At 60.7% G+C, this 22,996-nt stretch carries 17 protein-coding genes; 9 read left to right on the top strand and 8 right to left on the bottom strand.

What is annotated here, in order from left to right; genetic code table 11:
- The first annotated feature begins 226 nt into the window (after window positions 1-226).
- A complete protein-coding gene (locus AB5Z05_RS02110) occupies window positions 227-997 on the top strand; it encodes a hypothetical protein (protein ID WP_368149990.1) in 771 nt (256 codons plus the stop codon).
- A 12-nt stretch (window positions 998-1,009) separates the two neighbouring features.
- Here AB5Z05_RS02110 and AB5Z05_RS02105 read toward each other — a convergent pair whose 3' ends face one another.
- From AB5Z05_RS02105 to AB5Z05_RS02095, 3 genes are all read right to left on the bottom strand, one after another.
- Window positions 1,010-1,471 (bottom strand): DUF2919 domain-containing protein, encoded by a 462-nt coding sequence (locus tag AB5Z05_RS02105; protein WP_368149989.1) that lies wholly within the window; start codon window positions 1,469-1,471, stop codon window positions 1,010-1,012.
- A 148-nt stretch (window positions 1,472-1,619) separates the two neighbouring features.
- Window positions 1,620-2,567, bottom strand: a complete 948-nt coding sequence (gene corA / locus AB5Z05_RS02100) for a magnesium/cobalt transporter CorA (protein ID WP_005337059.1) — start codon at window positions 2,565-2,567, stop codon at window positions 1,620-1,622.
- Window positions 2,568-2,860: 293 nt separating this feature from the next.
- Complete coding sequence (locus AB5Z05_RS02095) at window positions 2,861-4,504, bottom strand: electron transfer flavoprotein-ubiquinone oxidoreductase (RefSeq protein WP_368149988.1); 1,644 nt, start codon at window positions 4,502-4,504, stop codon at window positions 2,861-2,863.
- A 169-nt stretch (window positions 4,505-4,673) separates the two neighbouring features.
- Here AB5Z05_RS02095 and AB5Z05_RS02090 point away from each other — a divergent pair, with 169 nt between their 5' ends.
- From AB5Z05_RS02090 to aroG, 5 genes are all read left to right on the top strand, one after another.
- A complete protein-coding gene (locus AB5Z05_RS02090; protein ID WP_227273526.1) occupies window positions 4,674-5,426 on the top strand; it encodes an electron transfer flavoprotein subunit beta/FixA family protein in 753 nt (250 codons plus the stop codon).
- Complete coding sequence (locus tag AB5Z05_RS02085; protein WP_368149987.1) at window positions 5,423-6,349, top strand: electron transfer flavoprotein subunit alpha/FixB family protein; 927 nt, start codon at window positions 5,423-5,425, stop codon at window positions 6,347-6,349. Before AB5Z05_RS02090 ends, AB5Z05_RS02085 begins: the two co-directional genes overlap by 4 nt.
- Before the next feature lie 225 nt (window positions 6,350-6,574).
- The gene (gene serC / locus AB5Z05_RS02080; protein WP_110303871.1) at window positions 6,575-7,663 is read left to right on the top strand and encodes a 3-phosphoserine/phosphohydroxythreonine transaminase; all 1,089 of its coding nucleotides are present in this window, start codon (window positions 6,575-6,577) and stop codon (window positions 7,661-7,663) included.
- 227 nt (window positions 7,664-7,890) lie between these two features.
- On the top strand, window positions 7,891-9,174 hold the full coding sequence (aroA, locus tag AB5Z05_RS02075) for a 3-phosphoshikimate 1-carboxyvinyltransferase (RefSeq protein WP_368149986.1): 1,284 nt from the start codon (window positions 7,891-7,893) through the stop codon (window positions 9,172-9,174).
- Between the two features lie 220 nt (window positions 9,175-9,394).
- Window positions 9,395-10,450 (top strand): 3-deoxy-7-phosphoheptulonate synthase AroG, encoded by a 1,056-nt coding sequence (aroG, locus tag AB5Z05_RS02070; RefSeq protein ID WP_005351268.1) that lies wholly within the window; start codon window positions 9,395-9,397, stop codon window positions 10,448-10,450.
- Window positions 10,451-10,572: 122 nt separating this feature from the next.
- On the opposite strand, the gene AB5Z05_RS02065 is transcribed toward aroG, so the two are convergent.
- Window positions 10,573-12,168: a methyl-accepting chemotaxis protein gene (locus AB5Z05_RS02065; protein WP_368149985.1), complete on the bottom strand. Its 1,596-nt coding sequence runs from the start codon at window positions 12,166-12,168 to the stop codon at window positions 10,573-10,575.
- A 256-nt stretch (window positions 12,169-12,424) separates the two neighbouring features.
- Here AB5Z05_RS02065 and hutW point away from each other — a divergent pair, with 256 nt between their 5' ends.
- A complete protein-coding gene (gene hutW, locus AB5Z05_RS02060; protein ID WP_368149984.1) occupies window positions 12,425-13,786 on the top strand; it encodes a heme anaerobic degradation radical SAM methyltransferase ChuW/HutW in 1,362 nt (453 codons plus the stop codon).
- A gap of 111 nt (window positions 13,787-13,897) precedes the next feature.
- Here the strand turns inward: hutW and AB5Z05_RS02055 are convergent, their stop codons facing one another.
- Together AB5Z05_RS02055 and AB5Z05_RS02050 are read right to left on the bottom strand one after the other, a co-directional pair.
- Complete coding sequence (locus AB5Z05_RS02055) at window positions 13,898-15,301, bottom strand: DEAD/DEAH box helicase (RefSeq protein ID WP_368149983.1); 1,404 nt, start codon at window positions 15,299-15,301, stop codon at window positions 13,898-13,900.
- Between the two features lie 182 nt (window positions 15,302-15,483).
- Window positions 15,484-15,960, bottom strand: coding sequence for a glutathione peroxidase (locus AB5Z05_RS02050; protein ID WP_368149982.1), 477 nt, complete (start codon window positions 15,958-15,960; stop codon window positions 15,484-15,486).
- A gap of 350 nt (window positions 15,961-16,310) precedes the next feature.
- Here AB5Z05_RS02050 and AB5Z05_RS02045 point away from each other — a divergent pair, with 350 nt between their 5' ends.
- Together AB5Z05_RS02045 and AB5Z05_RS02040 are read left to right on the top strand one after the other, a co-directional pair.
- Window positions 16,311-16,919: a 2OG-Fe(II) oxygenase gene (locus tag AB5Z05_RS02045; protein WP_058057456.1), complete on the top strand. Its 609-nt coding sequence runs from the start codon at window positions 16,311-16,313 to the stop codon at window positions 16,917-16,919.
- 204 nt (window positions 16,920-17,123) lie between these two features.
- Complete coding sequence (locus AB5Z05_RS02040) at window positions 17,124-18,113, top strand: D-alanine--D-alanine ligase (RefSeq protein ID WP_179901893.1); 990 nt, start codon at window positions 17,124-17,126, stop codon at window positions 18,111-18,113.
- 168 nt (window positions 18,114-18,281) lie between these two features.
- Here the strand turns inward: AB5Z05_RS02040 and mngB are convergent, their stop codons facing one another.
- A complete protein-coding gene (mngB, locus tag AB5Z05_RS02035; RefSeq protein WP_368149981.1) occupies window positions 18,282-20,936 on the bottom strand; it encodes a mannosylglycerate hydrolase in 2,655 nt (884 codons plus the stop codon).
- A gap of 86 nt (window positions 20,937-21,022) precedes the next feature.
- Entirely contained in the window at window positions 21,023-22,969 is a 1,947-nt protein-coding gene (gene mngA / locus AB5Z05_RS02030) for a PTS 2-O-a-mannosyl-D-glycerate transporter subunit IIABC (protein WP_368149980.1), read from the bottom strand.
- Window positions 22,970-22,996: the final 27 nt, after the last annotated feature.

The raw sequence follows: 22,996 nt of genomic DNA, 5'->3' as shown, positions 1-22,996 counted from the left end.
GGCAACTATGATGGCGCTATCTTACGCGATAACGGGCGTGGAATGAGAGCCTCATACCGTGGGAAATCACGGAGTTGCTGCATTCCCGATTGTTTTTTGGCAACCGCCGGGTTCATCATCGACGAGTGAGCGGAATAGGGCTGAGCTGTTGGCTGCGGGCGCAGGTCTACGCCTGAGCAGAGAGAGAACAGAGAGCGAGAAGAGCACAGAGAACGAGGAGAGCGTAATGGTTCGGATGGGCAAGGTTGGCCGCAGGGTGCTGCTGTGGCTTGGCTGCATGATGGGACTCTGGAGCCCGTCGTTGTGGGCCGAGGTGAAGGTGATCCCGGTCTTCGAGGCGCAGGCGGCGGTGCAGACCCTCAAGGAGATCTATCCCCAGCTTGGGGTCAGCGCCATGGGGAATCAGCTGGTGCTGAGCGGGACGCCAGCCCAGCTGCAGGAGGCCGAAGCCACGCTGGCGCAGATCAACCAGCCACCGCAAAGCCTGCTTATCGAGTGGCGGGTCGATGGTGCCGCCAGCGGTCAGCAACTGGGGGGCTCAATCAGTCGCGACGAGGCCAAGCGGCAGTGGCTGGTCGATGGCAACGCCCAGCAGTACCAGCGCAGCCAAAACGACAGCTGGCAGGTGCGCGGGCTGTCTGGCCGTCCCGTGCTGCTGCAGATGGGCTCCTATCAACCGGTTACCTTCTATCAGTGGAATGGGGGAGCCGTGGTGGGGATGATGCCGCTGGTGAACGGCCTCTATGCCACGGCCACCTTGATTGGGGATCGGGTGCAGATTGCGCTGAGCAGCGAACAGGCGAGGCTGGATCAGGGCACCATCAATCGTGGGCAGAGTGCCACCGAGGTGAGCGGGGCCCCGGGCCAGTGGCTGACGGTGGGAGAGCTTTCGACCAGCTCAGCGGATCAGGGGAGTAGCCTCGGCACCCAGCTACAGGGCGGGCGAGGCAGCCAGAGCGAGCGCCAGACCCTGCAGATCCGGGTCACTCGTCAATAGGTGTCAGCCCCGTCAGTGGGGCTGATCTGCTGCATATTCCCGTAGTTGGCGACTGCGCAGCAGATACCAGAGTGACCAGAGGCTGGCGACCAGCACCAGTGCGGTGGGCCAGCTGAACGACCACTTCTGCAGATTGAGGCTGTGCAGTTGCATCAGCAGGCCGCTGACGGCAGAGCAGAGTAGCAGCAGCGGGCTGTGGCACCGGAGTCTGGCGCGAATGCTTTGGGTCTGCTGATAGGTGCCGCCGCAGGCGAGCAACGCCAGGATGGCGGGCACGTCGGTCAGCAGGCTGATGTAGAGGGTGATCTTGTCCGGATAGAAGAGGGTCAGGATCTCGCTGCCGCTCTCGCGGGTGACCCCTGCCATCAAAAAGAGCCAGACCGAGCGGGTCAGCAACAGGGCGATGGGCCAGAACCAGAGGGGCGGGCGCAACTGGCCGTGATCGTCATATCGGTGTTCGGGGTAGAGGGTCATGGTTGCCCGTTATCCACTTGAATTGAGTGATGGAGGGGATATGGGGCGACGAAGCGCCCTTTGCAAGGCGTTGGGCGTGGCGCAAATTAATCGGGGGGCCATGCCCCCCAATCCGTTTCTTCAGATATCGCAGCGCGCGTCGGCGGCGTTACAGCCAGCCTTTGCGCTTGAAGAAGAGGCCGGTGCCGAGCGATGACATCACCATCAGCACCAGTGACATGGGATAACCATACTCCCAGGCGAGCTCCGGCATGCGGCCAAAGTTCATGCCGTAGATACTGGCGATCAGGGTCGGCGGCAGGAAGATCACGGCGGCTACCGAGAAGATCTTGATCACCTTGTTCTGCTCCAGATTGGTGACCCCCATGGAGGCCTCCAGCTGGAAGTTGATCTTGTCGAACAAGAACTGGGTGTGGGGCAACAGGGATTCCACGTCGTGCAGCATCTCGTCGATCCACTTGTTCTGCTCAAGGCTCATGCGCTGGCGCAGGCTGCGTTTGAGGAAACGCAGGGCGCGGCGGGTATCGTGCAGAGAGAGACGGATCTGGCCGTTGGCCTCTTCCTGTGCCATCAACTCTTTGAGCATGGGGTTGATCTGATCCGGCTCGAAGATCTGATCGGCGGTGTTCTCCAACGTTTTGTAACCATCTTCGATAAGGTCGGAGAGGTACTCCACCTTGAGGTTTTGCACCTCCAGCAGGATGTCGAGGGCATCCTCCACTTCCAGCCGATCCTGGCGCATATAGTGGCGCAGCAGGCGCACCAGCCCGATGTCATCTTCGCGAATGCTGATCAGCAGGTTGTTGCGCAGGGTAAAGGAGACGTGGACACCCTTGGTGTCACGACCGATCCGCTGGGGAAACAGGGAGTGAATGTGCAGACCATCGGTATCCCAGTAAAAACGGGCGGATGCTTCGATGTCGTCGAGCTCTTCCTTGTCGGGGACCTCTTCCAGGAACAGGCCCGTCAACCATTCTCGCTCTGCCGTGTCCGGCTTGTAGGCATCCAGCCAGACCGTGTTGTCAGGTACTATGTCGTCAGGCCCGAGCGTGACTATGTCCAGCACCTTGTTGTTGAGAATGTAGGCGGTGATCATCTGTCCCCCCTTAAAAAGTCATGGGTAATCAGGGATGGTTGCACAGGTCATGCGGCCTTAGATCGCTGCAGAAGGCGATCCCGTGGATAAGCAGATCGGGCCGATGGAAAACCTGAATGCGGCGAACTATACAGGGGCGGGCCGCGCTTGTCAGGGGCTATTCATCAGGGATTCAGCCTGTTTGTTCAAAAAAACAGCGAGGTCGGATCACCTGAGCGACTATGCGGGGGAGAACCCAGCCTTTGGCTGGGGGAGGGCTAGCTGGGGCTGCTTGTTGCCGCTGCCCCGCTTCATCACATATTCGGATAATTGGGCCCTGAGCCCCCCTGTGGCGGTGTCCAGATAATGTTTTGACTGGGGTCCTTGATATCACAGGTTTTGCAGTGGATGCAGTTGGCGGCGTTGATCTGCAGTTTTGTCGCGCCGTCCGCCTCCAGCACCTCAAATACCCCTGCCGGGCAGTAGCGCTGGGCGGGTTCGGCCCAGGTGGGCAGATTGACCTCTACCGGAATGCGCGCGTCCTGCAGCTTGAGGTGGCAGGGCTGATCCTCGTCGTGACTGGTGTTGGCGAGATACACAGACGAGAGCTTGTCAAAGCTCAGCTTGCCATCGGGTTTGGGATAATGGATGGGCTTGCAGCGGCTGGCCACGCGTAGCTGACGATAATCGTGAGCCTTATCGAGTAGCTTGAAGGGCGAGTTTGCGCCAAACAGCCGTTGCTCCAGCCAGTTGAAGGCACCGCCCAACCAAGGACCATAGTTGTGAAGAGCCGCGCCGAAGTTGCGCGCCGCCTTGAGCTCGCGGGCCAGCCAGCTCTGTTGCAGCTCGTCGCCATACTGGGCTAGGTCCCGTCCCCCCTCATCGCCCCCCCGCAGTGCCATCGCGACGGTTTTTGCCGCCAGCATCCCCGATTTCATGGCGGTGTGGATCCCCTTGATGCGGGAAAAGTCGAGAGTACCGGCATCGCAGCCGATAAGGAGGCCACCCGGGAAGTGCATGCGGGGCAGAGCGTGCCAGCCCCCTTTGGTGATGGCGCGGGCGCCGTAACTGATGCGTTCCCCCCCTTGCAGCAGGTCGGCGATAAGCGGGTGATGCTTGAGGCGCTGGAATTCGTCGAACGGGCTGAGCCAGGGATTCTGGTAGTTGAGATCGACAATCAGCCCGACCGCAACCTGATCCCCCTCCATTTGATAGAGATAGAAACCGCCGTGGCTATTGCCGCCCCCTTGCTTGCCAAGGGGCCAGCCACTGCCGTGCAGCACCTGTCCCGCCTTGCCCCGACCTGCAGGCAGTTGCCACAGCTCTTTGAAGCCGATGGCATAGTGCTGGGGCTGGGCAGGGCTTGCCAGGTTGAAGTCGGCGATCAGCTGTTTGCCGAGATGGCCGCGGGCCCCTTCGGCAAAGAGGGTGTAGCGGCCGAGCAGCGCCATGCCGGGCACATGATCAGCTTTCGGGTTGCCAGCGCGATCCAGCCCCAGATCGCCGGTGATGACCCCCTTGACCCGGCCCGCTTCCATGATAAGTTCGCTGGCGGTAAACCCCGGGTATATTTCGACTCCCAGTTTTTCCGCCTGCTGGCCGAGCCAGCGGCAGAGATTGCCTAGGCTGACGATGTGACAGCCCTCATTGTGCATCCGGGGTGGCACGGCCCAGGCGGGGAGTTGCAGGGAGCGTTGCTCGCTTTGCAGCAGATGTACCTGATCGTCGCTGACCGGCACGCCGAGCGGTGCTTGCTGCCAGCCATCCGGCAGCAGCTCTTGCAAGGCGACGGGATCAAACAGGGCGCCGGAGAGCAGATGGGCGCCGATCTCTGCCCCTTTCTCCAGCAGACAGACGGAGAGAGTGGCATCCTGCTGTTTCAGGGCGATGGCTGCACTGAGCCCCGCCGGACCGCCGCCGACGATGACGACATCAAATTCCATTGCTTCCCGTTCCATCTTGCCTCTGCGCTCTGGTTGGCCTAGGGTAATGCTGGTAGTTTACGTAAACGTAAAGCAGTTGTAAGCAAAACTGAGCAAGAAAAAGCAAAAAATCAGGGAAGAGCGTACTGCAACAAACGCAGAGGCACACTAATGAATTCAATCCAAAGAGACGAGGCATGACCCCATGAAGCTGCTGGTCGCAATCAAACGGGTAGTCGACTACAACGTCAAGATCCGGGTGAAGGGAGACGGCTCCGACGTGGAGCTGGCCAATGTGAAGATGGGGATCAACCCCTTTTGTGAAATTGCGGTGGAGGAGGGGGTCAGGCTGCGGGAAGTGGGTATCGCCAGCGAGCTGGTGGTGGTGACCTTCGGCCCTGACGCTGCCGCCGAGCAACTGCGCCATGGGCTGGCGTTGGGGGCGGATCGGGCGCTGCATTATGTCACCGATGAGACGCTCACCCCGCTGACGGTTGCCCGCGCCTTGCACAAGGTGTGTGAGCAGGAGCAGCCGGATCTGGTGCTGCTCGGCAAGCAGTCCATCGATTCCGACAACAATCAGGTGGCCCAGATGCTGGCTGCCCTCAATGATTGGCCGCTGGCGACTTGCGCGTCCGCCCTCAAGGTGGAAGCGGGAGAGCTGCTGGTGACTCGCGAAATCGACGGTGGCCTCGAGACCCTGGGCATGCCTTTGCCTGCGGTGGTGAGCGCCGATCTGCGTTTGAATGAACCGCGCTTTGCCTCGCTGCCCAACATCATGAAGGCCAAGCGCAAGCCGCTTGATAGCGCTCCGTTCTCTACACTCGCCGTTGAGGTGGCCAATCAGACCCGCTTGCTCGGGGTGATGGCGCCGCCAGCCCGCAGCGCCGGGATCAAGGTGGGCTCGGTGGACGAGCTGGTGGACAAACTCAAACACGAAGCGAAGGTGCTGCCATGAGCGTGCTGATCATTGCCGAACATCATCAGGGCCATCTGGCCGACAACGTGGCACAACTGGTGACCGCCGCCGGATCCATCGGCGGTCAAGTTGACCTGCTGTTGCTGGGTCAGGGGCTGACCGAGGCGGGTGAACAGGCGGCAGCCCTCAGCGGTGTCGACAAGGTTCTGCTTGCCGAACATCCCCTGCTGGCCGACGGGCTGCTGGATGGGGTCGACAAGCTGCTGGCCAGCTGGTGCGAAGGTTACAGCCACTGCCTGATGGCGGCGAGTGCCATGGGCAAGGCGTTGCTGCCACAGATGGCGGCCCGGCTCGGGGTGGAGATGCTCTCCGAGGTGACGGCTATCGAGAGCAGCGACACCTTCCTGCGCCCCATCTATGCGGGCAATGCCATTGCCAGAGTGGTGAGCTCGGCGCCCGTCAAAGTGATGACGGTGCGGGCTACCGCGTTTGCCAAGGCGGCGACGGGCGGGCAGTCTCCCATCGAACGCTTGGCCGTGCCCGAATTCGCTGGTCGTACCCGGTTGGTCGAGCGCCGCGCGGTGCGCTCCAGCAGGCCCGAACTGACCGCCGCCCGGGTGGTTGTCTCCGGTGGCCGGGCACTGGGCTCCAAGACGCAGTTTGCTTTGATAGAAGCGCTGGCCGACAAGCTGGGCGGTGCAGTGGGGGCATCGCGAGCCGCCGTTGATGCGGGATATGTCGCCAACGATCTGCAAGTGGGGCAGACCGGCAAGGTGGTGGCGCCCGAGCTCTATATCGCGGTCGGCATTTCGGGGGCCATCCAGCATCTGGCGGGGATGAAGGAGTCGAAAGTGATCGTTGCCATCAACAAGGACAGCGACGCCCCCATCTTTCAGGTGGCGGACTACGGACTGGTGGGGGATCTGTTCACCCTGCTGCCGGAGCTCACCGCCAAACTGTAAATTTATCAGAAATGGCTGAGCTGTGGTCGTTTATGCGCTCTGCCCGCCATTTCTGTGCATGTTCCCTGCAAGCCCTGACCCGTTCAGGGCTTTTTCTACTGCAAGGGGGACGCAGAGTGACGGTAAAAGGTTGAGCCAGCTCCCAAAAAGCCTTTGATCCGCTGGCTGCTCTTGTGTAAAACCTGACAAGTCATCGATTACTCTCATCCACTCACGGAAAGCGTCATGAGCAAACAGATTTACAACTTCTGCGCCGGCCCCGCCATGCTGCCGGTTGAAGTCATGGAGCGCGCCCAGCGCGAATTTTGTAATTTTCAGGGGCTGGGAGCCTCGGTCATGGAGCTTTCCCATCGCGGCAAGCCCTACATGGCGGTTGCCGAGAAGGCCGAAGCTGATCTGCGCGAGCTGCTGGCGGTGCCGGACAACTACAAGGTGCTCTTCATGCACGGTGGCGGCCGCGGTCAGTTCTCCGCCGTGCCCATGAACCTGCTGGGCGGGGCCAACAAGAAGGCGGACTTCCTGCTGACCGGTGTCTGGTCCCAGAGCGCGGTGGATGAAGCCAAAAAGTATGGCGATATCCAGACCTTCCAGGGGGTTGCCAAGAACGAGCAGGGGATCTCCCACCTGTTGCCGACCCCGGCGTTTCGCGCCGATGCGGCTTATGTTCACTACTGCCCGAACGAAACCATTGACGGCATCGAGATGTTCGACATCCCGGCCACTGGCGAGGTGCCGCTGGTGGCGGATCTCTCCTCCACCATTCTCTCCCGTCCTCTCGATGTGAGCCGCTTTGGCATTATCTATGCCGGTGCCCAGAAAAATATCGGGCCGTCCGGGCTTGCCATCGCCATCGTGCGCGATGATCTGCTGGAGCAGGCGAGAGCCGATGTCCCCTCGATTTTTGACTACAAACTCACTGCCAAGAACGACTCCATGTTCAACACGCCGCCCACCTACGCCTGGTATCTGGCCGGTCTGGTGTTCGAGTGGCTGAAAGAACAGGGTGGCCTCGAGGCGATGGAGGCGCGCAACAAGGAGAAGGCCGACTTCCTCTATGACTATCTCGATCAGTCGAGCTTCTATGGCAATCAGGTGGATGTCAGCTGCCGTTCGCGTATGAACATCCCGTTCCAGCTGAAAAATGCCGAGCTGGACAAGCAGTTCCTGGCCGAATCGGAAGCCGCTGGCCTGCTGGCCCTCAAAGGACACCGCATTGTCGGTGGCATGCGCGCCAGCATCTACAACGCCATGCCGCTGGAGGGGGTGAAGGCCCTGGTGAGCTTTATGGATGACTTTGCCAAGCGCAACGGCTGAGAAGAGTGCCCCTATTTGTTTGCTGGTGGCCTCTCGTGACAACTCGTGAGCCGCTTCCAGCTATTGCAGTGATTCAAGACGCCGGGGATACCCCGGCGTCTTTTTTTCAACAGAACCAGCGCGCTGGCGTTTACCGTGCGATTTCCCCTGAAAGTGCCCTTGCCGAGCGGGACGCAGGCTGTTAACGTCCGGACAGGCGTTTATTTTTGAGATAGCACAGGAAGTCTATGAATTCGTTGCGTTTGGAACCCATTTGTCGTGTGGCCGGTGAGGTTAATCTGCCCGGCTCCAAGAGTGTCTCTAACCGTGCGCTGCTTCTGGCGGCGCTGGCCCGTGGCACCACCCGTCTGACCAACCTGCTCGACAGCGATGACATTCGTCATATGCTGGCTGCGCTGACCCAGCTCGGGGTCAAGTACAAGCTCTCCGCCGACAAGACCGAGTGTACCGTGCAGGGTCTGGGCCGCAGCTTCGCGGTGAAAGAGCCGGTCAATCTGTTCCTTGGCAACGCCGGTACTGCGATGCGACCGCTGTGCGCCGCCCTGTGCCTGGGCTCCGGTGAATATACCCTGGGCGGCGAGCCGCGCATGGAAGAGCGTCCCATCGGCCATCTGGTGGATGCCCTGCGTGAAGCGGGTGCCCATATCCAGTACCTGAAACACGATGGTTATCCGCCGCTGGTGGTGGATGCCAAAGGGCTGTGGGGCGGCGATGTGCACGTCGATGGCTCCGTCTCCAGCCAGTTCCTGACCGCGTTTTTGATGGCAGCCCCGATGGCGGCCGGTGATACCCGGATCCACATCAAGGGGGAGCTGGTCTCCAAGCCTTACATCGACATCACTCTGCACATCATGAAGCAGTTCGGGGTGGTCATCGAGCACGACAACTACAAGCTGTTCTACATCAAGGGCAACCAGACCTACATCAGCCCGGGTGACTTTCTGGTGGAAGGGGATGCCTCGAGCGCCTCCTACTTCCTCGCGGCGGGTGCCATCAAGGGCAAGGTGCGGGTCACCGGTATTGGCAAGCACAGCATTCAGGGTGATATCCACTTCGCCGACGTGCTGGAGAAGATGGGCGCGCGCATCACCTGGGGCGATGATTTTATCGAGGCGGAGCAGGCACCGCTGCACGGAGTGGATATGGACATGAACCATATTCCCGATGCGGCCATGACCATCGCGGTTGCCGCGCTGTTTGCCGAGGGGCCGACCTCCATTCGCAATATCTACAACTGGCGGGTGAAAGAGACCGATCGTCTGCACGCCATGGCGACCGAGCTGCGCAAGCTGGGCGTCGAAGTGGAGGAGGGGCATGACTTCATCACAGTGACCCCGCCAATGCAGCTCAAGCACGCCGAGATCGATACCTACAACGATCACCGTATCGCCATGTGCTTCTCGCTGGTGGCGTTGTCGGATACCCCGGTCACCATCAATGATCCCAAGTGCACGTCGAAGACCTTCCCGGATTACTTCGACAAGCTGGCCAGTATCAGCCAGCGTGGCTGATCACTGACAAACCCGTCATCACCGACACTTCGGGCCCGCGCTGAGCGGGCCTTTTTGCCTTCCTCACCAGTATCGTCATTTCGCTTAGCATCATTTCAATAACTTGCAAGATTGCCATATAAAATAGTTTTGTGATTGCTGTAATTTCCTATTTACACATGCGCGGTCGCGGGCTATGTTGAGATTTCCTAATCGCAGTCATCTAGCAGGAAGCCTTGTCATGCAGCATCAAACCGACGACGTTCGTATCAGTGAAATCAAAGAGTTATTACCCCCGGTTGCGGTGCTTGAGAAGTTTCCGGCTACCGAGGTTGCCTCGTCCACCGTTTTTGAATCCCGTCAGGCCATTCACAATATCCTGGCCGGCGAAGATGATCGTCTGCTGGTGGTGATTGGTCCTTGCTCCATCCATGATCCGGTTGCCGCGCTGGAGTACGGCAAGCGCCTCAAGGCGTTGCGCGACGAGCTGAAAGGTCAGCTGGAGATCGTGATGCGGGTCTACTTCGAAAAACCGCGCACCACAGTGGGCTGGAAGGGGCTGATCAACGATCCGTACCTCGACAATAGCTGCAAGATCAACGACGGTCTGCGCATTGGTCGCAAGCTGTTGCTGGATCTCAACGACATGGGGCTGCCAACTGCCTCCGAGTTCCTCGACATGATCACCCCGCAATATGTGGCGGATCTGATGAGCTGGGGCGCGATCGGTGCCCGTACCACCGAATCCCAGGTACACCGCGAGCTGGCCTCCGGTCTCTCCTGTCCGGTGGGCTTCAAGAACGGCACTGACGGCACCATCAAGGTTGCCATCGATGCCATTGGCGCTGCCAGTGCGCCGCACCACTTCCTGTCGGTCACCAAATACGGTCACTCCGCCATCGTGGCGACCCGCGGCAACCCGGATTGTCACATCATTCTGCGTGGTGGTCGTGAGCCGAACTACAGCGCCGCCCATGTCAGCGAAGTTGTGAAGGGGCTGGAGAAGGCCGGTCTGCCACAGAAGGTGATGATCGACTTTAGTCACGCCAACAGCAGCAAACAGTTCAAGAACCAGATGGTGGTGGCTGAAGATGTAGCCGGCCAACTGCGTGCCGGCAGCAAGGCGGTGTTTGGTGTGATGGTGGAGAGCCATCTGGTGGAAGGCCGTCAGGATCTGGTGGAAGGGTGTGAACTCACTGTTGGTCAGAGCATCACCGATGCCTGCATCGGTTGGGCTGATACCGAAGTGTTGCTGCGCAACCTGGCGGATGCCGTCGCAACCCGTAACGCCCGCTAAAGTCATCCCGGCGGCGCTGTTAATCGTCAACGCGCCGCTGGAGCAGCAAGCGACCGTTTGGCCAAATCGAATCAAAACAAAAGCGCGACCCTCGGGTCGCGCTTTTTCGTTGGTGAAGTGGATTACCAACGGTAGGTTTTCAGCAGAGCCTCCAGTTTCTGGCACTGCTCCACCAGCTGAATGCTGGCGAGGTTGGCGGCGTGCGCCTGACCCAGGGTGTCGTTGGAGGTATTTCGAATATCGCTCACCGAGCTGTCTACCTCATGGCAGACCCTGTCCTGCTCTTCGGCCGACTGGGCCATCTGGGCGTTGAGATCGTTGATGCGGGCGATGCGCTCGATGATGTTCTGCATGGCTGCCAAGGTCGCTTCGGTCTTGCTGATGCTCTCATCGGCTTTGCTTTTTGCATCCCCGATCACCGTAACTGCGCTCTGGGCCTCATTTTGCAGGGCGGCGATCATCTGTGAGATCTCTTCGCTGGCGGCGCGGCTGCGGTTGGAGAGGGCCCGCACTTCATCGGCCACTACCGCAAAGCCACGGCCTTGCTCACCTGCCCGGGCTGCTTCAATCGCAGCGTTGAGGGCCAGCAGGTTGGTCTGATCGGCAATCCCCTTGATCACCTCTAGCACGCCGTCAACAGCTAGGCAGCGGCTGTCGAGTTGCTGGATCACCTGATCCACTCGATCGATCTCTGCCGACATCTCGCCCATATCGGTGATGGAGTGCTGGGCGAGGCGACTGGTGTCAGCGGCATCCTGATTGGTGAGGGCGGAGAGCTCGGCGCTGTGGCGGGCATGTTCGCGCACTTCATGAGAGCTGGCGGCCAGTTCGCTCACGGCGGCGGCGACCTGGGTGGTCATCCCCTCTTGCTGGCGGGCCGAGTTTTCGGTCTGGGTGGCGACTTGACGGATCTGGTTCGACTCCTGATAGAGCTGGTGGGTCGCCCCTTCCACCTCCTGCAGGCTGTGGCGGAATCCCTGCACCATATCATTGACGGCGCGGGTCATCTGGCCCAGTTCATCCCGGCTGTGATTGACCAGGGGGAGGGCGAGGTCGCGCTCTTTGGCCATCCGGATCATGGTGAGCTGCAACTGGCGCAGGGGGTGTTTCACGTAGCGTTGCAATACCCACCAGAGCAAGCCGAAGCCGAGGCTAAAGACGGCGGCCAGGCTGCCGCTCAGGATCAGGTTGTTGTGGCGGATCTCGCCGAAGGTGTGGCTGAGGTCATAACTGATCCGCACTGCCCCCATCACGGTTCCTTCATTGACCTGGTGACAGGTGAGGCACTGGGTGCCGCGATACTCCTTGTAGGCTTTGAACGGTTTGATCAGGGTGAGCCGGTTGCCCTGCTGCTCCAGGATGGCTTCGCCCTGATTGATGGCACGCTCATCGAGGGGATCCTGCGCTTTCTGATCCGGATAACCCGGGCCAAACAGGTTGCTGACGGCCGGCGCGCGCACCAGACGGGCCTCAACGATGCCCGCTTCACTCTTGAGTTTGGTCTGCACTATCTGCCGGTTGGCCATGCCACCGGTCATCATCAGCACGTTCACCTGATCCATATAGGTGTTGGCCATGCTCTCAACTTTCTCCTCTGCCAGCCGGATGGCGAGATCCCGTTGCAGCCATGCGGAGAGTTCGAAGCAGAGGCCAAAGGTGGTGCTGATGACCAGCGCAAGAGGGAGGAATATTTTCCAGTTCAAGGAGAGGTTATGCATTTTGGGCAAGTTCCATGCGCTTGGTGTTGTTATGTGATCCCGTATCATCTTGATCGTAGACGAAGAAACGGCGGGAGATGGTTCTCTATCGGCACACGATAACCACTCTTGAGTAAATAATCTGTTAAGCAGATCGGTAATACAGGTTGCCAAAATGCCTTTCGGGAGGGGGGTGGCTCCTCGGGTTGATCCAGAACAAATTGCCAGTAACGATTATCGTTATCATTGTCATTATTTGCTGATAATAGTGACCATCATGAATCTGACCCCTTCCATGACCGGTATTGCCACGCCGGATCCCCTCAAGTTTGCCTTTAGCGCCAAGACCTCGGCTCACGCCAGTCGGGGAGGGATGCGCCCCTTCCCGCTGGATGAGGCTGGCTGGCAGAGCTGGTGGCAGCGAGAGAGTGAAGCTGAGGAGCGCGCCCTCTACATCCATATTCCGTTTTGCCGAAAGCGCTGCAGCTTCTGCAATTTCTTTGAAAATGGCGCCAACCCGGCGCGGATCAACCGCTATGTCAACGCCTTGTGCGCCTCCCTTGCGCAGGCAGCTGACACCCCGCTGGCGCAGAGCATGCCATTTTCAGCCGTCTATGTGGGGGGCGGTACGCCGACCGACATGAGCGCCGACGAGCTGGCCATGCTGGCCGCCGTGATCCGCCGTTTTCCGCTGGCGACGGATGCAGAGGTGACGCTGGAGGGGCGTCTCAACGGCTTTGATGATGAGAAATGGCAGGTGGCGTTGGCGGGGGGCTTCAACCGCTTCTCCTTCGGGGTGCAGAGCTTTGATACCCGGGTGCGTCAGCAGGCGGCCCGTTTCGATGACAGGGAGACGCTGCTGACCCGTCTGGGTGAGCTGACCCGTGATGATGCGGCTGTGATCGTGGCGGATCTCATTTTTGGTCTGCCCGGTCAGGATGATGCCGTGTGGCAGCAGGATATCCGCGATGTGATGGCGAGTGGTGTACACGGGGTCGATCTCTACCAGCTCATCGCCATGCAGGGCACCAATCTGGAGCGGGCGCAGGAGAAGGGCACTCTGGATTGGCTCGCCGATGGCCAGCAGCGGGCGGCCATGTATGCCTATGGCGGGGCGCAACTGGAAGCCCACGGCTGGGAGCGTCTCTCTTGCAGTCACTGGCGGCGCAGCCCGGCCGAGCAGAGCCGTTATAACCAGATGGCCAAGCGCGGTGCGGAGATCCTCCCCTTTGGCGCCGGTGCGGGGGGCAGTATTCTTGGCCATGGCTTGATGTATGGACGGGATCTGGCCCCCTGGCATGACGCGCTGGCCAGTGGCAAGCGGGCGCCCGGGATGGTGATGGGACGCAATCCCAATGCAAGGATGGACGGTCTGCTCCGTGGCGCCCTCGACAGTGGTGTGCTGGCGCTGGATCGTCTGCCAGCGCCTTTGCTGACCCATCTGATGCCGCTTTTTGCCGCCTGGCAGCAGCACGGGCTGGCCGAGATCGAGAATGCACGGTTGCAACTCTCCCTCGCCGGACGCTTCTGGAACGTCAATATGCAGGCTGGCTTGTTCGAGTTCTTGCAGCTCAATCCGCTCGATGGTTCAGCGCCGCCCAGCCATGGTACTGCCGCGGTACGCCATTCGCTGGTTTGAGCCCGAGCGGAGCATTTGCACGGAGCACTTGCATGGCTCCGAGCGATCCATAACGAAAGAGGGAGCCTTGCAGGCTCCCTCTTTTGGCTTGGCAGTTAGCGTCGCGCGAGCTTACTCGTCGCTGCTCTCCTGATAGCTGTCGCGCATCGCCTTGGGCAGGCGGCGCATCGGAGTAAAGCCGATATCCTCGCCCACCACTTCCCGCTTGCGGGACTTGTTTTGAGGAGACTGGGCGGGATTTTTGCTGGCGTCACCTTTGGCTTTGCCCTTGCCCGCGGCTGGCTTGCCCTTGGCATTGCTGCTCTTGGCGTTGGCATGACCGCGAGACCGAGGCGGGTTCTGCACCGGCTTGCTGCCCGGCAGAGTCTGGCGACTCGGCTTGCCGCTTGGCTCATACCCTTCCAGGATCTCCACGGTCAGGGATTGGCCGATCAGGGCTTCGATAGCCTTGAGCTGACCCAGCTCGTCCTGGCTGACCAGCGAGATGGCCTCACCGCCACGACCGGCGCGGCCGGTACGGCCGATACGGTGGATGTAATCTTCCGCCATCTGGGGCAGTTCAAAGTTGATCACGTAGGGCAGTTGATCGATGTCCAGACCGCGGGCGGCGATATCGGTCGCTACCAGCACCCGCACCTCGCCACTGCGAAAATCGGCCAGCGCCCGGTTGCGGGCACCCTGGCTCTTGTCACCGTGGATCGCCACGGTATTGAGGCCATCTTTTTGCATCTGCTGGGCGAGGCGGTCGGCGATCTGCTTGGTGCGAACAAACACCAGCACCCGTTGCCAGTTGCCACGGCCAATCATGTGGGAGAGCAGCTCGCGGCGGCGTTCCCGATCCACCTGAATGATGCGTTGGGTCACCTGCTCGGCGGCAGTATTGCTGGGGTCCACCTCGATCAGGGTGGGGTCGTTCAGCAGGTCATCCGCCAGCGCCTTGATGTCGTTTGAGAAGGTGGCAGAGAAGAGCAGGGTTTGCCGCTCTGCAGGCAGCGCCTTCATGATGCGGCGGATGTCGACGATAAAGCCCATGTCGAGCATGCGATCCGCTTCATCCAGCACCAGCACTTCCAGCTGGCTCAGGGTCAGGGCGCCCTGGGTCAGCAGATCCAGCAGACGGCCCGGGGTGGCGACCAGAATGTCTACCCCCAGCTTGATGGCGTCCAGATTGGGCTTGATGCTGACACCGCCATAGGCGATCAGCGTCTTGAACGGTAGGTGGTGGGCATACTTGATGATGCTCTCGCCCACCTGTGCCGCCAGTTCGCGGGTCGGGGTCAGTACCAGTGCGCGCACCTGACGACGGCCACGACCGTGGTTGGCCAGCAGACGCTGCAACATCGGCAGGGTGAAACCGGCCGTTTTGCCTGTGCCTGTCTGAGCGCCGCCGAGCACATCCTGACCGGCCAGAATGGCCGGAATCGCTTGCTGCTGGATGGGGGTTGGCTGTTCGTAACCCAGCTCCTTGACGGCCCGCAGAATATGCGGAGACAGACCCAGTTCGTTGAATGACATGTTCGAGAGAAACTCCTGAGATGAGCCTTTGGCTCAACGGGCAGCCAGCATATTGGGGCCAGCCACGATATGGAAAAGATAGTGGGGCCGTAATATAGCAAAAGAGCGGCCGCTGCGCAGTAGCTGTCGCACCGGCCGCCATACAATCGTTCAACGCAGTGGCGTAAAACGGTGCGGGAGCATCAGAGCATCTCGCGGATCTGCTCGGCCAGGCACTCCGGTTTGGCCTGGGGGGCGAAACGCTCTACCACATTGCCATCGCGGTCGATCAGGAACTTGGTGAAGTTCCATTTGACGTTTTCCAGCCCAAGAAAGCCCGGTTTCTGTTGCTTGAGCCACTGATAGAAGGGGTGGGCATGCTCACCGTTGACATCGCACTTGGCCATGATGGGGAAGCTGACCGGATAGTCGAGGGAGCAGAAGCGGGCGATCTCGTCCGCATCCCCCGGCTCCTGATTGCCAAACTGGTTGCAGGGGAAGCCCAAAATCACCAGCCCCTTGGGGCCTAGCTCCCGATAGAGGGCTTCCAGCCCTTCATATTGTGGAGTAAAGCCGCAGCGACTGGCCACATTGACCACCAGCACTACCTTGCCTGCCAGTTGAGTCAGCGGGTAGGGGGTACCATCCAGTCGTTGCAAAGTGAGATCGGGCAGAGGCATGAGAAGATCCTTTCGTGGGTGATGCGCGGGTTGTGCCGTGAGTAGTTCGGTCGGTGACAGAGACAAGCGCCGGATGAACAGCAACATGGCGATGCGGATACGGTATCGGCTGGCTCCTGGTACCGCAAGGAGGCCGCGGCGCCTCCTCGTCCCGATTGCAAGGGCCATCACAGTTTCGACAGCCAATACGCTCTTTGGCAGGGCGGGATCACAACTGGCGACAAAAATGCGGGGCGGCGGGCAGCAACTCGCGTATTGATGTTGGGACTTCTCAAGAGAAGCAAACCGGTTTGTGACTTTGCCGGTAAGTCGCTACAAAGCGCCCTCTTTCCACTCATTGTGAGCCAATCTTGGACTATCAAGCTGCCATGGATGCCATTTACACCCGGGGATGGGTGATAGTGGATGATTTTTTGACCGCCGCCGAGGTGGATGCCCTCAAAGCCTGTTTGCCAGGCGAATGGCAACCGGCCGGGATCGGCCGTGACGCCCTGCACCAGGGCAATCCCGATATTCGCCGTGATCAGATCCACTGGCTGGAGCCTTCCCTCGGTGCGCCGGTGGCCGACTACCTCGCCCGGATGGAGTCCCTGCGTCTTGCCGCCAACCGGATGCTGATGCTGGGATTGTTCGACTACGAGGCCCACTTCGCCCGCTATCGCAGCGGGGATTTTTACGCCACCCATCGGGATGCCTTTGCCGGTCGCTCCAACCGCCGTCTTACCACCGTGTTTTACCTAAACAACGACTGGCTGCCCGAAGCGGGTGGAGTGCTGCGCATGTATGACGACAAGGAGCAGTTTCTGATGGATGTCAGCCCCAAGGGAGGGCGGCTGGTCATGTTTCTCTCCGAGGAGTTTCCCCACGAGGTGCTGCCTGCCAATCGCGAGCGCTACAGCATTGCCGGCTGGTTTCGGGTCAATGGCAACGGCATGGGAAGGGTCGATCCCCCGCGCTGAGGGGCAATGTGTCCCGATTTTGACACTGGGGAGACTTTTCACTGCAAGAAGTGGGGTCATGGGTCTCCCATCAGCTGACAAGGGTTGATCTCCCTTGCTACACTGGCGCGCACTTATGTTCGTATCTGGCTTCGTCCGGTTTTTATGGTGGTTGGCTTATCAAATGGTCATGACGAGGCCGCTTTTCCCAAGGGATCACATCTAATGAAGAACATGCATGTCTTGCTGCTGTGCGGCGGCGGTGGCTCAGAGCACGAAGTTTCTCTGCGCAGCGCCAATTTCCTCGAGCAACAACTGGGCCTTCTGCCCGGTGTCGAAGTGACCCGCGTCGAGATGTTCGCCGATCGCTGGCTCAGTGCCGATGGCCGCGAGTGCAAGCTGGGGCTCGACAAGCTGCTTTCGTTCGACAGCGTGGCCCGTCCGGTGGATTACGTGGTGCCCTGCATCCACGGCTACCCGGGTGAGACCGGCGATCTGCAATCCTTCCTCGAGCTGGCCGGATTGCCTTATCTCGGTTGCGATGCCGAGGCGAGCAAGATCTGCTTCAACAAGATCAGCACCAAGCTGTGGCTCTCCGCCATCGGCATTCCCAACACCCCGTACCTGTTCCTGACCGAGCAAAATGAGGCGGCGCTGGCCGAAGCGAAGGCCGCGCTGGCCAAGTGGGGCAAGGTCTTTATCAAGGCGGCCTCCCAGGGCTCTTCCGTTGGCTGCTATTCGGCCAGCAACGAAGTGGATCTGGTAAAGGGCATTGCCGATGCCTTCGGTTACTCCGAACAGGTACTGATCGAAAAAGCGGTCAAGCCGCGCGAGCTGGAAGTGGCGGTTTACCAGTACGGTGACGAGCTGGTGGCGACCTATCCGGGCGAGATCTGCGTGCCGCAGGACAAGTTCTACACCTATGAAGAGAAGTACAGCAGCGCCAGCCATACCGAGACGGCACTGCGTGCCGAGGGGCTGACCCAGGCGCAGGCCGATGCGATCCACGAGTATGCCCTCAAGGCGTTCCGTCAGCTGAAACTGACCCATCTCTCGCGCATCGACTTCTTCCTGACCGAGGAGGGGGAGATCCTGCTGAATGAAATCAACACCTTCCCGGGCATGACCTCCATCTCCATGTTCCCGAAACTGCTGGAGCATCACGGTCACCGCTTCGCCGACTACCTTGAGCAGATCCTGCGCAAGGCCAGCTAAGCGGGCTCTCCCGCTCGCGGGATGAAGCAGAACCCAATAAACATCCCCGCCAATTGGCGGGGATTTTTTTATGTCTTTATCAAGCTGGATAGGCCTGCCTGAGGGATAAACAGGCGGGGAGGGGATGACTCTTCCCCGCCTGTTGCTACCTGTGGGTGTTACCGGCGGTTAGCCGCGAGCCACCCGAAAGCGCACGCTGCGGGAGTGGCACGGCGCCAGCTCGCCAAACTCGCCAGCGGCCAGTTCAAGGGGGAGGGGCTGTTCGTCCATCCGCACCGCTTGCCAGTCGCTCAGGGCGTGTTCGCTGCTCACTTTGCCACCCTTTAGTACCGCCTGCTCGCTCGGGTTGTAGACCCGGATCACCAGCGCCTCTTCATCCTCTGCCTTTTTCAGGGCGCTCAGCACCGGACCGGAGGGATCCATGGAGAGCAGACTGAAGTGGAGCGGGGTGGTGAAGCTCGCCTTGTTGAGCTTCATGGCATCGAACGGGATCTTGTTGTAGCAGCGCACTGGGGTGAGGTAGCTGCGCGCCGCCTGCATCACGTTGGCGCTGATGTGATCACCGGCAAACGCCAGCAGGCTGAAACGGCAGCTGAGCTTGCCGCGCACCTGAGAGTCCGGGGTGGGTAGCTTGATGCCGGAGGGGCGACCCGGGCGCAGCAGCAGCTCCTCTTTACCGAGTACGCCGACCCCGCGCAGCAGGGTGAGTGCCAGGGTGTCGCACTGCTCGCCGATCACTTCAAACTCGCGCAGACCGTCACTCAGCACCGCCAGCCCCTGCTTGCCATCTTGCAGGGCGACGAAGTTCATCAGCTGCCAGACCGGAATGGGTGCCTCTTTCCACCCCTCCGCTTCCCAGTTCGCCATGGCGCTGTCGCGGGTGGGGCGGGTGATGCAGCCAAACTGGTTGTCGGAGACTACGGTGTCGCTTGGGAAGGGGGTGGGGATCAGCACCCGCACCCGGTGGTCATCGGCCTGATTGTCGAGCTCCAGCTCGATATCGATACGCGGGCTCTGGTGCGCCAGCGTGATGCGGCAGGTGACATCAAGGTGGCCGCTGCACTGGCGGCTGGCCCGCTCGGCGAGGTTGGCAGGCAAGGCCATGCGAAGCTTGAGGGTGGCGATGCTCTGCCACGCCTGATGGGTGACCTCACGGGTCACCGCAAACTCGGTGGAGTAACGCAGCCACTCGTCCCGCGATGGCGAGTAGTCATATTCGTCGCCATCATCGGAGCCCTCTTCCAGCGTGAGTACCTGATCAAATGTGGTGCCGCGCAGCTTGTCCAGGATCTGCAGGGTGCCATTGTCATTGAGGGCGATGCGGTAAAAATCGTTCTCCAGCAGCTCGCCGCTGGCCGTCACCGGCTGCTCCACTCCCGGCTGGTTGCCCTCGATATGCAGAGTGCAGTAGCCCATAGCCGGCAGCGGATGGCAGAGTTGGATGTCGTACTCCATAAAGGGGTCGTAGTTGCCGTAGTGCACGATCTGTCTGTCCACCAGACCCGGGTCAATCTCGCGTCTGGCGCGGATGAAGTAGGGGACCGGTTGGCCCGCTTCATCGCGCAGTGCAAAGGATTGGGCGCGAATGCGGATGCTGGTATTGATCACCTCCTGACGGGGGAAGGGCATCAGGTTGAACAGGCAGAGTTTGTCGGCCACCTGCATGCCGTCTTCGCACAGTGCCACCGGCATGTTGTCGACAATCTTGCGCATGTAGAAGCGGATCAGGTTCTCGGCCATGTCGTCGGCCAGAATGAAGCGGGTCATCACCTCCTGATGCACCTTGTCGCTGCAGCAGCAGCCGATGCTGTCGTGGGCGTGGTTCTTCATGATCTCCTTCCACATCTTCTCCAAAAGCCCGTGGTGGTACTCAAAGCCGAGCGCCCAGGCGATGCTCGCCAGCGGCTCGAGGATGTTGACGATCTTGTTCTCGATGGCGGCGTGGGCCAGTTTGATGTCCATCCGGGTGGAGGAGATGGTGCGGTGTACCCGCATGTATTTGCCGTCGTTGAACTCCCCCTTGAGGGTGGCCAGCTGATCGCGGCACGCCTCGATGCGCTCGAAGACCTGCTCGAAGCGGCTCATGTGGAATTCCCGCTGGGGGTAGATCTCCCGCAGCTTGTCGATGATGGCGAAGATGTTCTGTTGCAGCGGCATCTGGTCATGGCCGTTGGGTAGCAGGATATCCTGAGTGACCGAGGCTTTCTCCAGCACCTCGAAGTAGGATTCGAGCCGCTTGCGCAGGCCCGCTTCATCTTCCGGCAGATACTTGCCGATGGCGTAGCCGAGCGGCAGTACCTGGGCGGTCACCTCGCTGCCATCGTTGCTCTGCCAGAGGAACTCGGTCTTGTCGGTACCGTGACGCTCTGAGCAGCCGCGCCAGAACATGGCACGATCGATCCCGAAGCCGTTGAAGATGTGGGGCAGCTGGGAGGACATGCCGAACGAGTCGGGCAGGTAACCGATCTTCATCGGCTCACCAAGGCTAAGGCAGTCGCGCATCCCGTAGAGCAGGTTGCGCAGGATGGACTCGCCGCTTACCTGCATGGTGTCGGTCTGGGTGTACCAGGGGCCGATGATGAGTTTGCCCGCCTCCACCAGCGCCTTCACCCGGGCCTTGTTCTCGGGCTGGATGGCGAAATAATCCTCCAGCACCGCGGTCTGGCCGTCCAGCACATAGAACTTGTAGTCGGGGTCGGATTCAAGCCGCGCCAGGATCTCCGCCATGTTGTTAACAAGCAGGATGCGGGACTCCTCGGTGGTGAAGTACCACTCCCGATCCCAGTGCATGTGCGGCGTGATGTGAACTCGTGAAACTGTCATGACAATGATCCTTTGCTGACGCACGGCGGCCCTTGCCTGCCGTGCGGAAAAATAGTCTGTTGAAAAAACGGTGGTGAAGATGAGCCTTACTCTGCGGTGACCACCTGATAGGTGCCGCGCTGCATGGCGTGACGGCGCCAGCCGATCAGCACCACAGTGGAGATAAGGGTGCCCACCAGCGCCGCACCGAGCCAGACGGCGGCCGCCATCAGGGCGCCGTGGCCGCCATCGTGGAGCAGGAACAGGGAGAAGATGCCGGCCCCCGGGGTGGAGAGACCAATCCCCATGGCACCCACCATGGCGCCGGTGACCACCGAGCCTGCGAGGAAGGAGCCGATCACCCGGATCGGATCTTCGATGGCCATCGGAATGGCGCCCTCGGTGATCCCCGCCAGCCCCAGCAGCCAGGTGGACTTGCCGGTCTCGATCTCGAAGGTCTGGAACAGGCGCGGCGCCAGCAGGGTGGAGAAGGTGACGGTAAAGGCCGAGACCATCTTGACCGCGCCGAAGATGGCGTAGGGGCCGTAAACCCCGTTGGCCATGGCGCCGAGGCAGAAGGCGTAGGCCGCCTTGTTGACCGGGCCACCCAAGTCAAACGAGCACATAAAGCCGAGCAGGGCGCCCAGTACCAGCGCATTGGTACCGGAGAGGCCGTTGAGCCACTCGGTGAGGCTGTTGTTGAGCCAGGCTACCGGCTGGCCGATGACAAACAGCATCAGGCTGCCCGCCACCAGGGTGCCGATCACCGGATAGAGATAAAAGGTGAGAAAGCCGTTGAAGTTGGGGCTAAGGCGCACATGCTGCTTGACCCAGCGCATCAGGTAACCGGCGATAAGACCGCCGACCACGCCGCCGAGAAAACCGGAGCCAATCATGTTGGCGGCCAGTCCCGCCGCAAAGCCTGGGCCCAGCGCCGGTTTGTCAGCCAGCGAGTAGGCGGTATAGGCCGCCAGCACCGGCACCATCAGGGTACCCAGCATGCCGCCGCCCAGCTTGCGATACATCCAGAGCCAGGAGTTCTCGGTATCAAACAGATGCTGCAGGCCGAAGATCTGGGCCAGCAGCACAGAGACGGCGAGCACGGTACCGCCCGCCACGATCAGCGGCACGGCAAAGGAGATGCCGCTCAGCAGCGCCTGCTTGAGCTCGGTCTTGAGGCTCACCTTCTTGCCGGTCTGCGCGTCGCTCTGGCTGGTGTTGGGCGTCGGGGCGGTGCGACCGGCCTTGGCCGCTTCCAGCGCGTCATTCAGGATCCGCTCGGCATGGCGGATGGGCTCGGCCACCGGCGTCTCGATCCGGGGGATACCGGCGAAACGCTCCTGCTCCTTGATGGCCACCTCGGCGGCGAAGATGCAGGCCACCGCAGCATCGAGCGCCTCTTGCGGCAGGCGATCCTCGATGCCGTTGGCACCCTGCTTTTCGACCAGTACCCGAATGCCTAGCTTGCGCCCCGCTTTTTCCAGATACTCGGCAGCCATATAGGTGTGGGCGATCCCCGCCGGACAGGCGGTGACACAGACCACAGTGGGTCTATTTGTATCTAAGTTGTCTTCTTTTGCTGGTTGCTTGCCACTATCCCCATCACCATCAAGCAGCGCCATCAGCTGCTCGGCACTTTGGGCCGCCAGCACCGCCTCGCGGGTATCGTCATCCACCAGGGCGGTGGTGAGGGTGGTGAGCAGCTGCATATGGGTGGAGCCCGCCTGATCGGTCGGGATCGCCAGCATGAAGATCAGGTTGACCGGCTCGGGGCCGTCGATCCCCTCCCAGCCCAGCTCTTCGCTCAGGGTGGCGACGGCAAAGGCCGCTTCGCGCACCGCATCGCACTTGCCGTGGGGCACTGCCAGCCCTTCGCCAAGGGCGGTGGGGCCCTGTGCCTCGCGGGCCATGACCGCGGCCAGAAAGGCGGCCTTGTCGTGCAGCTTGCCGGCCTGATCGAGCCGATCAGCCAGGGCATGAATGGCCACATCCCGATCGGCAAACCGGGTTTGCAGCGTGATGAGATGGGGGCCGGTAAGACTGGTCAGATTCATGATGATCCTCTGTCAGGTTGGCTTGCC

The organism is Aeromonas sp. R2-4, assembly GCF_040908365.1.
GTDB classification, from domain to species: domain Bacteria; phylum Pseudomonadota; class Gammaproteobacteria; order Enterobacterales; family Aeromonadaceae; genus Aeromonas; species Aeromonas veronii.
The sequence above is the reverse complement of the archived record's forward strand: the minus strand, read 5'-3'. Positions and strand labels throughout refer to the sequence as shown.

What these genes read in the sequence shown, in the direction of transcription:
- AB5Z05_RS02110 (WP_368149990.1), top strand. Translation starts at nt 227, where the DNA reads ATGGTTCGGATGGGCAAGGTTGGCCGCAGGGTGCTGCTGTGGCTTGGC.
- AB5Z05_RS02105 (WP_368149989.1), bottom strand. Translation starts at nt 1,471, where the DNA reads ATGACCCTCTACCCCGAACACCGATATGACGATCACGGCCAGTTGCGC.
- corA (WP_005337059.1), bottom strand. Translation starts at nt 2,567, where the DNA reads ATGATCACCGCCTACATTCTCAACAACAAGGTGCTGGACATAGTCACG.
- AB5Z05_RS02095 (WP_368149988.1), bottom strand. Translation starts at nt 4,504, where the DNA reads ATGGAACGGGAAGCAATGGAATTTGATGTCGTCATCGTCGGCGGCGGT.
- AB5Z05_RS02090 (WP_227273526.1), top strand. Translation starts at nt 4,674, where the DNA reads ATGAAGCTGCTGGTCGCAATCAAACGGGTAGTCGACTACAACGTCAAG.
- AB5Z05_RS02085 (WP_368149987.1), top strand. Translation starts at nt 5,423, where the DNA reads ATGAGCGTGCTGATCATTGCCGAACATCATCAGGGCCATCTGGCCGAC.
- serC (WP_110303871.1), top strand. Translation starts at nt 6,575, where the DNA reads ATGAGCAAACAGATTTACAACTTCTGCGCCGGCCCCGCCATGCTGCCG.
- aroA (WP_368149986.1), top strand. Translation starts at nt 7,891, where the DNA reads ATGAATTCGTTGCGTTTGGAACCCATTTGTCGTGTGGCCGGTGAGGTT.
- aroG (WP_005351268.1), top strand. Translation starts at nt 9,395, where the DNA reads ATGCAGCATCAAACCGACGACGTTCGTATCAGTGAAATCAAAGAGTTA.
- AB5Z05_RS02065 (WP_368149985.1), bottom strand. Translation starts at nt 12,168, where the DNA reads ATGCATAACCTCTCCTTGAACTGGAAAATATTCCTCCCTCTTGCGCTG.
- hutW (WP_368149984.1), top strand. Translation starts at nt 12,425, where the DNA reads ATGAATCTGACCCCTTCCATGACCGGTATTGCCACGCCGGATCCCCTC.
- AB5Z05_RS02055 (WP_368149983.1), bottom strand. Translation starts at nt 15,301, where the DNA reads ATGTCATTCAACGAACTGGGTCTGTCTCCGCATATTCTGCGGGCCGTC.
- AB5Z05_RS02050 (WP_368149982.1), bottom strand. Translation starts at nt 15,960, where the DNA reads ATGCCTCTGCCCGATCTCACTTTGCAACGACTGGATGGTACCCCCTAC.
- AB5Z05_RS02040 (WP_179901893.1), top strand. Translation starts at nt 17,124, where the DNA reads ATGAAGAACATGCATGTCTTGCTGCTGTGCGGCGGCGGTGGCTCAGAG.
- mngB (WP_368149981.1), bottom strand. Translation starts at nt 20,936, where the DNA reads ATGACAGTTTCACGAGTTCACATCACGCCGCACATGCACTGGGATCGG.
- mngA (WP_368149980.1), bottom strand. Translation starts at nt 22,969, where the DNA reads ATGAATCTGACCAGTCTTACCGGCCCCCATCTCATCACGCTGCAAACC.